12 protein-coding genes and 3 tRNA genes are annotated in these 12,372 nt (G+C 67.8%); 7 read left to right on the top strand and 8 right to left on the bottom strand.

Going from position 1 to position 12,372, the window contains the following annotated elements; translation table 11 throughout:
- Positions 1–88 precede the first annotated feature (88 nt).
- A complete protein-coding gene (locus RKD20_RS30090; protein WP_424880435.1) occupies positions 89–637 on the bottom strand; it encodes a TetR/AcrR family transcriptional regulator in 549 nt (182 codons plus the stop codon).
- A 1,347-nt stretch (positions 638–1,984) separates the two neighbouring features.
- A complete protein-coding gene (locus tag RKD20_RS30085) occupies positions 1,985–2,107 on the bottom strand; it encodes a hypothetical protein (protein ID WP_424883507.1) in 123 nt (40 codons plus the stop codon).
- 454 nt (positions 2,108–2,561) lie between these two features.
- On the opposite strand from RKD20_RS30085, the gene RKD20_RS30080 reads away from it, so the two are divergent.
- The 4 genes from RKD20_RS30080 (at position 2,562) to RKD20_RS30065 (ending at position 4,574) form a co-directional block, all read left to right on the top strand.
- The gene (locus RKD20_RS30080; protein ID WP_424880434.1) at positions 2,562–3,080 is read left to right on the top strand and encodes a hypothetical protein; all 519 of its coding nucleotides are present in this window, start codon (positions 2,562–2,564) and stop codon (positions 3,078–3,080) included.
- A gap of 67 nt (positions 3,081–3,147) precedes the next feature.
- Positions 3,148–3,564: a DUF2690 domain-containing protein gene (locus tag RKD20_RS30075; RefSeq protein WP_424880433.1), complete on the top strand. Its 417-nt coding sequence runs from the start codon at positions 3,148–3,150 to the stop codon at positions 3,562–3,564.
- Positions 3,565–3,846: 282 nt separating this feature from the next.
- A complete protein-coding gene (locus RKD20_RS30070) occupies positions 3,847–4,176 on the top strand; it encodes a hypothetical protein (protein ID WP_424880432.1) in 330 nt (109 codons plus the stop codon).
- The gene (locus tag RKD20_RS30065; protein ID WP_424880431.1) at positions 4,170–4,574 is read left to right on the top strand and encodes a hypothetical protein; all 405 of its coding nucleotides are present in this window, start codon (positions 4,170–4,172) and stop codon (positions 4,572–4,574) included. Before RKD20_RS30070 ends, RKD20_RS30065 begins: the two co-directional genes overlap by 7 nt.
- Before the next feature lie 440 nt (positions 4,575–5,014).
- Here RKD20_RS30065 and RKD20_RS30060 read toward each other — a convergent pair whose 3' ends face one another.
- The 3 genes from RKD20_RS30060 to RKD20_RS30050 form a co-directional block, all read right to left on the bottom strand.
- On the bottom strand, positions 5,015–5,698 hold the full coding sequence (locus RKD20_RS30060; RefSeq protein ID WP_424880430.1) for a response regulator: 684 nt from the start codon (positions 5,696–5,698) through the stop codon (positions 5,015–5,017).
- A gap of 52 nt (positions 5,699–5,750) precedes the next feature.
- Positions 5,751–6,953: a sensor histidine kinase gene (locus tag RKD20_RS30055; RefSeq protein ID WP_424880429.1), complete on the bottom strand. Its 1,203-nt coding sequence runs from the start codon at positions 6,951–6,953 to the stop codon at positions 5,751–5,753.
- Between the two features lie 301 nt (positions 6,954–7,254).
- On the bottom strand, positions 7,255–8,463 hold the full coding sequence (locus RKD20_RS30050; protein WP_424880428.1) for a sensor histidine kinase: 1,209 nt from the start codon (positions 8,461–8,463) through the stop codon (positions 7,255–7,257).
- A gap of 207 nt (positions 8,464–8,670) precedes the next feature.
- Here RKD20_RS30050 and RKD20_RS30045 point away from each other — a divergent pair, with 207 nt between their 5' ends.
- Both RKD20_RS30045 and RKD20_RS30040 read left to right on the top strand, forming a co-directional pair.
- On the top strand, positions 8,671–8,886 hold the full coding sequence (locus tag RKD20_RS30045) for a hypothetical protein (protein ID WP_424880427.1): 216 nt from the start codon (positions 8,671–8,673) through the stop codon (positions 8,884–8,886).
- Positions 8,887–9,900: 1,014 nt separating this feature from the next.
- Positions 9,901–10,626 (top strand): DUF4232 domain-containing protein, encoded by a 726-nt coding sequence (locus tag RKD20_RS30040; RefSeq protein ID WP_424880426.1) that lies wholly within the window; start codon positions 9,901–9,903, stop codon positions 10,624–10,626.
- A gap of 809 nt (positions 10,627–11,435) precedes the next feature.
- On the opposite strand, the gene RKD20_RS30035 is transcribed toward RKD20_RS30040, so the two are convergent.
- From RKD20_RS30035 to RKD20_RS30025, 3 genes are all read right to left on the bottom strand, one after another.
- A tRNA-Ile gene (locus RKD20_RS30035) sits at positions 11,436–11,509 on the bottom strand.
- A gap of 169 nt (positions 11,510–11,678) precedes the next feature.
- Positions 11,679–11,751: transfer RNA gene (locus tag RKD20_RS30030), tRNA-Asn, on the bottom strand.
- Between the two features lie 6 nt (positions 11,752–11,757).
- Positions 11,758–11,830, bottom strand: a tRNA-Asn gene (locus RKD20_RS30025).
- A 192-nt stretch (positions 11,831–12,022) separates the two neighbouring features.
- Between RKD20_RS30025 and RKD20_RS30020 the strand changes: the two genes are divergently transcribed.
- A complete protein-coding gene (locus RKD20_RS30020) occupies positions 12,023–12,328 on the top strand; it encodes a YtxH domain-containing protein (RefSeq protein ID WP_402260278.1) in 306 nt (101 codons plus the stop codon).
- The last annotated feature ends 44 nt before the right edge of the window (positions 12,329–12,372 follow it).

The raw sequence follows: 12,372 nt of genomic DNA, 5'->3' as shown, positions 1-12,372 counted from the left end.
CCCCCGGACGACGACCCACTGATGGCACCCTGCAACTGAAGCAAGCGGCCGCCGCTTCCCCGATCCTCGACGCGGTCGGCAGACGCCGCTACCTCTGGGCGCGCAGCCCCGCGCACGCCAGGTCGATCATGCGCTTGCGCGCCTCCGGGTCGGTGCCCTGCTGCTCCCGGGCCAGACAGCCGACCATGAGCGCCTTGACGTCGGCAGCCACGACGTCCGGCCGCACGGCACCGGCCTTCTGCGCACCGACGAGCAGCTCCTCTTCCACGGCCAGCAGATTGTGCTCGGGGGCCAAGGCCACCGAGTGGACGTCGAAGCCTGTCCCGCTCATCGCCTGCGCAAGACCGAGATTGACCGCGCTGTGCTCGACCATCAGGGCGAAGAACTCGAAGAACGCTGCGCCCGGATCACGGGTCGCAGCCAGTTGCCGGGCCCGGTCGACGATTTCGGCCACCAGATGCAGCACGATCGCCTCGTACAGCGAGTCCTTCGTCGGGAAATGGCGACTGACCGTCCCTGTGCCCACACCGGCCCGCCGGGCGATCTCCGCCACCGGCACCGACAACCCCTCGGCGGCGAACGTCTCCAACGCCACCTCCAGGACGCGCTTGCGGTTGCGCTCGGCATCAGCACGCATCAAAGACCCTCAGACTTCCGACCAAGCGGGACGACTGTCCCGATTATAGTGGACCGGCCCTCCAGCCGACCGCCACAGAAACCGGATCGCAGTCCCGCATGGTGAATCCGGGCACTATCCCGATTGGGGGAGGCGCCCGTGGCCATAGGAGGCTTACGGCATGAGCAAGGTCTGGTCCGTCGCCGGTTCCTCGCGCGACATTGGTCGCGAATTCGCCGTCCCTGCCCTGGAGTGCCGCGAACCGGTCGCCGCCCCGCTACCCCGGATACCGGCACGGTGACGGAGCTGGCCCGGTGGCGTGGTGCCGCCTCCACCCACACAGCCGGCGTGCGGTTACCTGATCTCGAATGTCCGTCAAAGCGGATCAAGCTCACACCAGGTGTGCCCTCAGCAAGCTGGCCGCCGACGCTCCTGGACGACATCACGGGTCGAGCGACACGAAGGCGCCAGCGTCTCCACAGCACGGTGAACAGCCGACGTCGCCCTTGCATCGCTCACGCACCCGCCGTGCCGGTATCTGCAGAGCCTCTACTGTCGGCCGGCAGCCCCGTGGACCGCAGCCCATGCCGCGCAACCAGCGGATGAATTGCCTCGGAAACACCGTCGGCCTGGACACGGCCGCGCCGCCCCGGCCCCCGTACGGCCCCTGGGTCCTCACATCGGCCCACAGGGCAGTCGCCCGGACCGCGAGCGACACCCTCGATCGTCTACTCAGCCGCAGGTCAGCGACCCAGGGCGGCTTCGCCGCCCGCCGTGGGGCGGGTAAATGGGCGCGCCGAGCACCCCGTGGCCCTTGATCAACACTGCATCGCGGGGGCGGCAACGCAGGAGGCGGAGGTCAGCTGGTCAGCTACCTGCGGTTTTGCCCAGGCCGGTTGGTATTTACGCGTCAGAGGCGTTGATCGATGTCAGCCCTGTACGGTCCTTGTCGATCCGCGCCTGTCCTTGTGGCCCCTGTACGGCCCCTGAGCATCTTTGAGAGCCGGTTCGAACCCGCACCGGCCGAGGTCCGCCCAGCTCGGTAACGGGGGTCGAACTCGCCGGCAGCGGATTTTCATTCCACCGCACAGAGGCTCCGCCTCGGCACGAGAGGCGAATCCTCTGTGGCCGTTGTTGCAGGCCAAAACGCTGTCCGTCAGCTGTCCGGCCCTACTTCTTCGATCCTGGGTGGACGGCGTGTTCGAGGAGTTCGGGTTCCATTTGTCGGCACGGCTGTGGCCGGCGGTTGAACGAGGTCCAGGGGCAGGCGGTGGTGGTTGGATGTCTCGCTGACCGCGGCAGCACTTCCCGCCGGTCCGGATCGCCGTCGGTCAGCGTTTCAAGGACCGTGAACATGCCCTTCACGCATCACCCGCCTCGGGCCGCTCCACCAAGACGGTGGGCGCCGGTGATCGCGCGTCGGCGGGCCTGGGCGGACTCGACCAGCTTGAACACCATCGCGAGTGCCGCGGCCGGGCCGCTTTCCACCACAGCTACACCCCAGGTTGTACACAGCCAACGACCATGGTTGCAGGCGCAGTTCAACCCACGGTTGGGCGATGAGCAACGGCCCCTCCAGCTACCTTTCCATGCGTCCGGGCAACAACGCCCGGGAAACGCGCTTCGGCAGGCGCCAGGGCCCTGGGGCCCCGTCCCGCCGTCCACTCCGTCCTGGTTTCAAGGAGACCAGACTTCCCTGTGTGCCGGCGGCACCACGAATCGGGCTCGGCTCGCAAACGGCGTCCCAGGACGTTCGCTCAGGCCCTGCCTCTACCTGAGTGAAATCGCCCGAGCCACCCGCGACCGCACACGGCGCGCACATCTCAATCAGCAGCCAGGGCGCCCCGGAGAACCGGACGGCCACTCCTTGTGAGCCGCAACTGACAAGCCACCATCAGCCACATCCGGCCCTCCCGGGCCGCCTAACAAACTTACGGAGACCATCATGCGCATCAACATGCGCCGCGCCACCCTCAGCGCCGGATCCATCGCCGCCGCAGTCGTCCTCGCCCTGCCCGGCAACGCCTTCGCCGTCACCAAGTTGTCGCAGTCTGCCGCGGCATCCCAGCTCAGCGCCGCCGGCGTCACGCACTCCTCCAGCGGAGGCTGCACCACCCGCTCGAACAGCACCTGCACCTCGTACGACCAGATCAACCAGGCCACGGTGGATGGACTGACGACCCTCAAGAGCGCCAGCGGTTGCACGATCAACGTCACCGGCGGCACCGAGGTCGGCCACGCGTCCGGCACCTACAGCCACTACAACGGCTACAAGGCGGACATCAACCCGAACACGTGCATCACGAACTACATCCACTCCAGCTTCACGCAGATCTCCACCCGCAGCGACGGCGCGGCGCGCTGGCGCTCCTCGGCCGGCAACGTCTACGCCCGCGAAAGCAACCACTTCGACATCACCTACTGCGGCGGCTCCGCGGCCTGCACAAACGCGGCCAGCGCCTGACCCGCCCCGCTCCGGCTCCACCATCTGACCCGTGCAACCCCTTCCGCCCTGCCATCGAGGAGATCTCGTGAAGTCCAGTACGAAGTCGAAGCTGTCCGTCGCCGTGACCGCGGCGGCCCTGGTCGCCGGCGGCCTGCTCGGCGCCCCGGCCGCCTCAGCCGCCACCAGCTGCCTCGGCTCCACCTGCAATGGCCTCAACCCGGCCAACACCACCTGTCAGAACGATGCCCGCACCGTGCAGACCGGCGCGTTCCGTGGCGTGGAACTGCGCTACAGCCCGTCCTGCCGGGCCGCTTGGGGTCGCTTCCCCAACGCCCCCAAGAACTCGAAGCTCGAGATTAAGAACAGCCAGGACAAGAAGTACACGACCAACGGCCCCTCTGGCGGCGGCACTTTCTTCAGCGTGATGATCAACGACAAGGACGTGACGGCTTGGGCATGCGGTTACTGGGATACGCAAGGTGAGTGCACGGGCGGCTACTGATCAGCCGCCGACGCCGCCTCGCGGCCACCCTCGGCAACGGCACCCCGCTCGCCGCCGGACTCCTCTAACGCGCGGTGTGGGGCCGGATCCGGTACACGCCGGAGAACGCCCGCATCCTCATCGACAACAGCCAGAGCAAGAAGTACACGACCGATGGCCCGTCCGACGGCGGCAGATTCTACAGCGTGATGGTCAACGACAGAGATTTCACGGCCAACACCGCCTGTACCAGCGGGTGCCCAGCACCAGTTCGGACTTCTGCGAATGCTCGGGGTGCTACTGATGGTCCGTCGCACACTGCCGGTCCTCGCCGCCGTCGCGCTGCTGGCGGGGGCCCTCTCGGCCCACGCCGGTCCGGTGGCGGCTGCCCCCGCCACCGGCTCCTCCTCCCCCGGCTGCTCGTACCCGTACGTCTGCTTCTCCCTCGGAGAGAGCGATGCGGAGCGGTTCGAGGACGTCACCTCCGGCAGGCAGGCCATCCTCGGGCCCATGGGCAACGTCAACAAGCCCCGCGTCACCGACTCCCCGAAGCGCAAGGTCTGGTCCCTCACCCGAGGCGACCCACCTACGCCTCCACCTCCCCCTCTACAGAGAGTCTCGCAACCATGCTGAAGTTCTGCGGCACCAAGCGGAAGGTTCTCGTCACCGGAGCTGCCTTGGCCGGTGCGCTCGCCCTGGCCGCCGGGCCGGCCCATGCCTCCTCGAGCAACGTCTCCGGCCAGGTCGGCGGAAGCTACACGTACTACGGGACCGGGCGGACGATCACAGCCAACGGTTCGAACATCTACCTCCAAGTCACCAACACGCCCGGCGTGGCCATGAGGGTCATGTGGTACAAGTGCGACAACCGCTCCGTGCACGGCTCAGGCGTGGAGGTCGGCGACGGGCGGCGGCACCTGATCGGCTCCAACTTCAAGTCCGGCACGGTCTTCTGCCTGGCTGCTGCCGCAGACCTCAGCGAGACGAAACTCAACTGGAGCGGCACCCTCAACTGGAACCTCACCTCCTGACGGGCTCACGGGCCGGTGTTTCCGGTGGCGTTTTCGTCGGCGCTCTTCTGCCGCCCCGAGGCCAGGGCTTCGGCGTAGCCGTAGAGCGTCCGTTTCGTGATCACGTGAGGCCCGGGAGGACGAGCGGGCGGTCCGCGTTGCGGGCGTTGTGTCGCCGGGCGGCGGTGATGTTGGACGCGCCGGTCAGTCGCAGGGCTCCGATGCGAGGTTGCGCCAGGTGGCCATCACGCGGGGCACGTGCCGGTTCGCAGATGCGAGGCGTCATCGGCGAACGCCGTGTCTCTGACGTGAGGCAGAGCCTCGTTGAGACGGCGTCGGCCCCGCTTCGACGGCGTCGAGGATCATCTCCCATCTCACCGCGCCAGGCCGCGAGGGCCCGCCGACGGTCTCGCTCCTTTGTCGCTCCCGGGCACCTTTGACGACATGGCAGTTCCAACACCTCAGGTGTTGTCCGTGCCCCAGGCTGCGGGGCCGCGGGAGATCAGTCCGGTCTCGTACGCGAAGACCACCGCTTGTGCCCGGCTGTTCAGCGTGAGCTTGCTCATGCAGCGGTGGACGTGTGTCTTTATGGTCGCCGTGCTGAGCACGAGTCGCTGGGCGATGTCGGAGTTGGACATGCCCGCCCCGACCAGCCCGAGGACTTCTAACTCCCTGGGGGTCAGCGTGTCCAGCCCGGAGTGCGCCTCAGGGGCGGCCGGGCGGGGGGTGTAGGTTTCGATGAGTCCTTTGATCACTGGGGCGCTGAACAGCATGTCGCCGGCGTGCACGGTGTCGATGGCGGCGAGCAGCCGGTCCGGCGGGGTGTCTTTGAGTAGGAAGCCGCAGGCACCGACCTTCAGTGCGCCGTAGACGTACTCGTCGAGGTCGAAGGTGGTCAGGACGAGGATCCTGGGGAGCGGGGGCGCAGCCTGGGCAAGGATGCGCTCGGTGGCGGTGATCCCGCTGATGCCCGGCATCCGAATGTCCATCAGGATGACGTCGGGTCTGGTCCGCGCTGCGAGCTCGATCGCCTCCTCTCCGTCCTGCGCCTCGCCGATGACGTCGATTCCCGGTGCGGCCCGCAGGAGTGCGACGAGTCCCGAGCGGATGAGGAACTGGTCGTCCACAACGAGCACTGTGGGCATGCGTAGTTTCCGCCTTCCTCGCTGCTGCCCGGCCGGTAGCCGAGACGCTTGTTCACCTGCCGCGGGACACCGGAACGGTCAGCTCGACTTCGAACCCGCCCTGCGGGCCGGGGCCGGCGGTCACCGTCCCGCCGTAGATACCGGCCCGCTCACGCATGCCGATCAAACCATGACCGGCGGGCCCCGCGGTGGTACCTGCCAGAACTGGTTTCCGTCCGTCGTCGGTCACGCGGACACGGACCGCGGCCTCGTCGTAGTGCACCCTGACGCTCGCGTTCGCCGCCGGCGCGTGCTTCATGACGTTGGTGAGAGCTTCCTGGACGACCCGGTAGACGCACAGGTCGACGCCTGGCGGCAGAGCGAACGGGACACCCGTGATCCGGACGTCGACGGAGACACCCGCGGCGATGACACGCCGGGCCAGCTGGTCCAGCCGCCCGAGTCCGGGGGCCGCGTTGTGGTCGGCCGTCTCCTCCTGGGCGCGCTCGGTCCCTTCCCTGAGCACGACCAGCATGCGGCGCATTTCCGCCATCGCCTCGTGGGCGCTGCCCGCGATGGTCTCCAGCGCCTCGCGGGCCGTTCTCGGATCGGAGGTGAAGACGTATCCGGCCAGGCCGGTCTGCACGGAGATCGCAGACACGTGGTGGGCGACCACGTCGTGCAGTTCACGGGCTATGCTCATGCGCTCGGCCATGACGGCCCGCTGGGCCTTCTCCTCCTGCTCCAGACGCAGTTGCTCGCTGAGCACCGCGAGCCGCTCGCCGCGCTCCGCGAGCCGGCGGGACCGGTCGCCGGTCACCCACAGGACGGCGACCGTCACGGTCACGAAGACCACACTGAGCGGGCCGATCCCGGGCTCGGCGAGCCGCGTGCCCCACAGCAGCACGAGCAGCGACCCCGCGGCGCACTTCGCCACGACCCTGCGCGGGCACCGCGCCGCGACGGTGTAGAACGCCAGGCCCAGTCCGCAGACAACGACCACGTGGTAATAGCCCAGGGTGACATAGCACAGCGTGCAGGCCGCCGTGCTGACAAGCACGGTCAGGGGAGCCCGGCGGCGCACGGCCAGCGGAAGATAGACCAGGGCGATCAGCACGTAGGCCCATACATCGGTTTGCCGCCAGTAGCCCTGCGAGTTCGGCCAGTTGCGCAGCATGGTGCCCATGATGCCGAGCGACACCACCGCGTAGACGGTGTCTGCCACCTGTGGGAAGGCCCGGCGAACCACCCCGCCCCACGTGCGCTGCGCGAACATCGTCCGAGCGTAGGCCCCAAGCGATCGCTCCACCCCGCTTTCCACCACAGCTACACCCCAGGTGGTACACCGGCAGCCGGTCCGGGCGGGCTCCCGGCATTCGCTGGGCGACTGGGCCAACTGGGTAGCCCCCCTGGACCTGCCGGCCGTCAAGCAGCGAAGGCTGATGTGCGCGCTTCCCGGGCCGGAGGTCAGCTTGGACGACTCGTGGTTCCGGATCTCCGCGCAAGTCAACGAGCACTGTGGGCAGGCGTGGTGTCGCCTTCCTCGCTGCTGCCCGGCCGGTAGCCGAGACGCTTGTTCACCTGCCGCGGGACACCGGAACGGTCAGCTCGACTTCGAACCCGCCCTGCGGGCCGGGGCCGGCGGTCACCGTCCCGCCGTAGATACCGGCCCGCTCGCGCATGCCGATCAAACCATGACCGGCGGGCCCCGCGGTGGTACCTGCCAGAACTGGTTTCCGTCCGTCGTCGGTCACGCGGACACGGACCGCGGCCTCGTCGTAGTGCACCCTGACGCTCGCGTTGGCCGTCGGCGCGTGCTTCATGACGTTGGTGAGAGCTTCCTGGATGACCCGGTAGACGCACAGGTCGGTGCCGGGCAGCAGAGCGAACGGGGCACCCGTGATCCGGACGTCGACGGAGACACCCGCGGCTTCGACGCGCCGGGCCAGCTGGTCCAGTCGCCCGAGTCCGGGGGTCGCGGTGTGGTCGCCCGCTCCTTCCTCCTCCTGGGCGCGCTCGGTCCCTTCCCTGAGCACGACCAGCATGCGGCGCATTTCCGCCATCGCCTCGTGGGCGCTGCCCGCGATGGTCTCCAGCGCCTCGCGGGCCGTTCTCGGATCGGAGGTGAAGACGTATCCGGCCAGGCCGGTCTGCACGGAGATCACGGACACGTGGTGGGCGACCACGTCGTGCAGTTCACGGGCTATCTTCATGCGCTCGGCGATGACCGCTCGCTGGGCCTTCTCCTCCTGCTGCAGGCGCAGTTGCTCGGTGAGCACCGCGAGGCGCTCGCCGCGCTCCGCGAGCCGGCGGGCCCGGTCGCCGGTCACCCAGGCGACGGCGACCATCACGGTCACGAAGGCCACACTGAACGGGCCGCTCCCGGGCTCGGCGAGCCGCGCGCCCCACAGCAGCACGAGCAGCGATGCGGCGGCGCACTTCGCAGCGACCCTGCGCGGGCACTGCGCCGCGACGGTGTAGAGCGCCAGGCCCAGTCCGCTGACAACGACCACGTGGTAGTAGGCCAGGGTGAAGTAACACAGCACACAGGCCGTCGTGCCGATGAGCACGGTCAGGGGAGCCCGGCGGCGCACAGCCAACGGAAGATAGACCAGGGCGATCAGCACGTAGGCCCATACATCGGTTTGCCGCCAGTAGCCGTGCGGGTCGGGAAAGTTGCGCAGCGCGGTACTCGAGATCCAGACCGACACCACCGCGTAGACGGTGTCCGCCACCTGCGGGAAGGCCCGGCGAACCGCCCTGCTCCACGTGCGCTGCGCGAACATCGTCCGAGCGTAGGCCCCAAGCGATCGCTCCACCCCGCTTTCCACCACAGCTACACCCCAGGTGGTACACCGGCAACCCCCCTGGTTGCAGGCGCAGTTCAACCCACGGTTGGACGAATGGGAGCGGCCCCTCCAGTTAGCTTTCCCTCTACCGGCGGCACCACGGCATCGCAGCTCCCCACCATGTGGTGAGCCGCGATTGGCCGCGTGGTCCGCAACACCGAGGAAAGGAAACCCAAAAGTGTCCAGATCGAAGATCCGAACGAGGCCGCGGTGACCCGCTGCGTGATCGCCCTGGGCGGTTTCGCCACAGCCACTCCGGCTTCCGCAGCGCCGTCGGCGCCGCACGGCGCGCGGGCCGGCGTTGTGCCGGCAGCCATCGCCCCGTCCTTCACCGGACGAAGCGATTACTGCGACAGCTAGGTGTGCGGAAGCGGCACGTTCACCGACTCCGACTCCAAAGACACCTCGCCGGTGCCATGTCGGTGAAATCCCCTGCAACAAGGGTGTGACCAGCGGGCGTATCCGCCTTGTCACCGAGGCGCCCAACGACAAGCGGTACGGCGGCTGGCACACGACCCAATCGTGCGGCCAGTACGCAGTCTTCGGGAATCTCGCGTGGACCCAGAGCAAACCGATCTACGCCTGGGCCATTCAGGAGAACCGAAGCGGCGGCGGTACCGCAACCAGGTCCTGGGTCTTCCTCTAACGTCACGGGGGAAGCCTCAGCGGGGCCCTTCCCCCGTGATCTGTGCGGTTCAGGCGTGAGCGGGCCCTGCCAGTGTCATGCGGCGGCCGCGAGTTCGGTGGGGAACGCAGTGTGTTCGTCGAACAGCTTGCGGTGCTGTCGGCATGACGCGGGGCTGAGGCGCTGCGGGCCGGAAGCTTGGCAAGCCGGAAGGATCGGGTACGGCCAGGCACACGGGGCCGATTCTGGTCATCGGCGCTACCGGGCAACAGGGTGGCGCGACCGCTCGGTACCTGCTCGAACACGCTCGGCAATACACGCCCTGGTGAGGGGCGGCGCGTTTTCCGGACAGGCGTCTGACCGTCTATTTCACGCGACTATTCGCAACTTTGCATACTCGGCATGGACTTCACGAGGGGGGCGGTAACCCACCGCCGAGCGGAGGCGTTTGCGATTGCAGCGGTCCAGCTGGGCCTGGATGCGCCGGTGGCCGTAGGTGCTGGCGGACAGATCGAAGGCTCTCTTGACGAGACCTTGGGGACCCACTGACCCGGACGACCCGCGAAGCGAACCGCCCGCCACCGTCCAGCTGGAGGATTCTCAGGGCAGGCCCTGAGGCGGCGAAAGGGAAGCACGACCTCCATGTCTGCGTGCCTCACGGCTACGCAGGAACGGGAGTTCAGCGATCTCCTCGCCGCATCATCACATTGGTTGGTCGCACATTCGGACCACATGACTGCACACGGGGGATGACCATGCGTACTGCGCACAAGAGCTGGAAGACCTACGCCCTGGGAGCCACTGCCCTCACCGCCCTCCTCTCCGCCACGGCCTGCGAGCCGGACGGCACGAACAACGGCACGGGCGCCATCACCCCGTCCGCCACCCCGAGCGCGACCGCCTCCACCCAGCCCGGCGGGGGCGCCGGCACAGGTGGCAGCTCGCAGGACTCGGGTGGCAGCTCGCAGGACTCGGGCGGCGGCTCGGGGAACTCCGGTGGGTCGAGCAGCACCGTCGGCAAGAGGGCCACCGCCTGCAGCGACGCGAACATCTCGGTCGCCACGACGATCTACCCACATGACTCGGTCCGGCACCTCCTCCTCACGGCCACCAACACTGGCGACAAGGAATGCACTCTCTACCGCTACCCGATCGTCCGCTTCGACAACGGTCGCGAGGATCAGGTCAGCCCGATGGAGTCCGAGATGAAGGCAGTCAAGATCGGGCCGGGCAAGAAGGCGTACGCGGGCATGCTCCTCTTCCGTACTGGCGCGCCGACCAAGGCCGTGGAGACGATGACCGTCAGCCTCCAGGGCCGCGTCTCCAACGCCGATCCGGACAGCGGGCCGATCGAGGTCCCGCTGCCCGACGAGGCCAACTTCCTGAACATCGACGACAACCCCGCGGTCTCGTACTGGAACGTCAGCCGTAAGGAGGCCGAGAACTACATGTTCAAGGCCGCCGGCGGCAACTGACCCTCGCCCGAAGACCGCTCCCGGCCTCCAACAGGTCGCAGCGACCACGGCTTGCGGCGTCCTCGGTCTGCCCCTCGACCGACGACGCCGCGTACCGGCCGCTCGCGTGCTCTCCCCGGGAGCGGAGGTGACCTGTCTGAGACGCGTTCGTCGAAGCCGCCGACTGTCACAGCGACAGTGAGCAGGCATCTGGAACACACTCAGTTACCGGCGGTCCGTAACCCGAGCAGCTGGATGAGACCCGTCTTCGACCGCCCCTACGTCCTGACCGCATGAACCGCGGAGCACCACACGAGAAGACCGAGTGACCGCTCGGGGCCGTTTCCTCTTGGGGCCGTTTCGTTGACGCCTTGGCCATCTCAAGGATGCGCTCTCAGCGGTGCTGCCACCACTCAACTCAAGGTCTGAAACCCGCACGCACGCGGCCAACCCCCCTGCCGACGCAGCAGACGCGCCGGCCTCTGCGCCGCTTCCCCGGCACTCGACTGACCGCGCCGTGGATGACAGCCCCATCCCTCCACAACAGTCAAATGCGACAATTTTCGGCCCAGGGACACCGCCGGCGTGGACACGTCCGCGTCGTCCCGGCCCCTGCCGGGCCCCTGGATCTTCGCATCGAGCCTCAAGGCGGTCACCCCGGAGGCCGGCAACAACTTTGGTCGCCACTCCACCGCAGGTCAGAGCGGTTGGAGCTCCCCCGAGCGCCGCCCGACTCCGAACCCACGAGCCGCGGATTCAGTCCGTTCAGGCAAAGTTGACGCTCCGACACCCAAAAATGAACGTTTCCGCAGGTCACAGCCCTGCACAGGTGGGGCGGGTGGGACTCGAACCCACGGCCGACGGATTATGAGTCCGCTGCTCTAACCGGCTGAGCTACCGCCCCATAGCGGCGTGTCGCGTACATGTGTGCGCGCCGTCTGCCGCAGCATAGCCGCTCATACGATCTCCTGCTTCGCAGGGGCGACTTCGCATGCCCTTGAAGACTCCCCTGTGACCTGCGCAGTTCCGTCTGACATGAAAAAGGACCCCACCGGGGGCCCTCCTTCGTCCTGCTCTCCCGACTGGACTCGAACCAGTAACCTGCCGGTTAACAGCCGGCTGCTCTGCCAATTGAGCTACGGAAGATCGAAGCTCCCCCGACTGGACTCGAACCAGTAACCTGCCGGTTAACAGCCGGCTGCTCTGCCAATTGAGCTACGGAGGATTGCCTCGTTGCATCGAACGTACCTCCCTGGGTATTCGCCAGGGGGCGGGCGCTCGCTGCGACACATACATTAGCGCAAGCAGGGGGGTGCTCCGCCAATCGGTTCCCCTGACACCGATACAGACACCGACGCAGACACCGATACCGACACCGACGTCGCACCGGAGACCTACGCAAGGAAGGGTGGCCGCCATGCGCTACAAGCTCACGTTCGTGGTCGGACTGACTCTGGGTTACGTGCTGGGCACCCGTGCCGGGCGCGAGCGCTACGAGCAGTTGAAGAAATCCGCCCGTCAGGTCGCCCAGAACCCAGCCGTCCGCAACACCGCGGAGACCGCGGCCCAGCAGGGCCGCCAGTTCGCCGGCAAGGCGTACCACGTGGTCAGTGACAAGGTGGGCGACCGGGTGCCGGAGTCCGTGACCCAGCGGGTGCGCTCGCTGCGGGATCGCAACACGAACGGCACCGCCGAGGACGACTGGGGCACAAGCCCCACCTGAATCAGGCGTGACACAACCCACACGCGGGCGCGGGACCGGAGGCA

The sequence above is a fragment of the Streptomyces sp. SLBN-8D4 genome, from assembly GCF_049739545.1.
Lineage (GTDB): Bacteria > Actinomycetota > Actinomycetes > Streptomycetales > Streptomycetaceae > Streptomyces > Streptomyces canus_C.
This window is presented reverse-complemented; position numbering and strand designations above follow the sequence as displayed.

Excerpts from the sequence above, each read along its gene's own strand:
- RKD20_RS30090 (WP_424880435.1), bottom strand. The coding sequence starts at position 637 with ATGCGTGCTGATGCCGAGCGCAACCGCAAGCGCGTCCTGGAGGTGGCG.
- RKD20_RS30080 (WP_424880434.1), top strand. The coding sequence starts at position 2,562 with ATGCGCATCAACATGCGCCGCGCCACCCTCAGCGCCGGATCCATCGCC.
- RKD20_RS30070 (WP_424880432.1), top strand. The coding sequence starts at position 3,847 with ATGGTCCGTCGCACACTGCCGGTCCTCGCCGCCGTCGCGCTGCTGGCG.
- RKD20_RS30065 (WP_424880431.1), top strand. The coding sequence starts at position 4,170 with ATGCTGAAGTTCTGCGGCACCAAGCGGAAGGTTCTCGTCACCGGAGCT.
- RKD20_RS30060 (WP_424880430.1), bottom strand. The coding sequence starts at position 5,698 with ATGCCCACAGTGCTCGTTGTGGACGACCAGTTCCTCATCCGCTCGGGA.
- RKD20_RS30055 (WP_424880429.1), bottom strand. The coding sequence starts at position 6,953 with ATGTTCGCGCAGCGCACGTGGGGCGGGGTGGTTCGCCGGGCCTTCCCA.
- RKD20_RS30050 (WP_424880428.1), bottom strand. The coding sequence starts at position 8,463 with ATGTTCGCGCAGCGCACGTGGAGCAGGGCGGTTCGCCGGGCCTTCCCG.
- RKD20_RS30040 (WP_424880426.1), top strand. The coding sequence starts at position 9,901 with ATGACCATGCGTACTGCGCACAAGAGCTGGAAGACCTACGCCCTGGGA.
- RKD20_RS30020 (WP_402260278.1), top strand. The coding sequence starts at position 12,023 with ATGCGCTACAAGCTCACGTTCGTGGTCGGACTGACTCTGGGTTACGTG.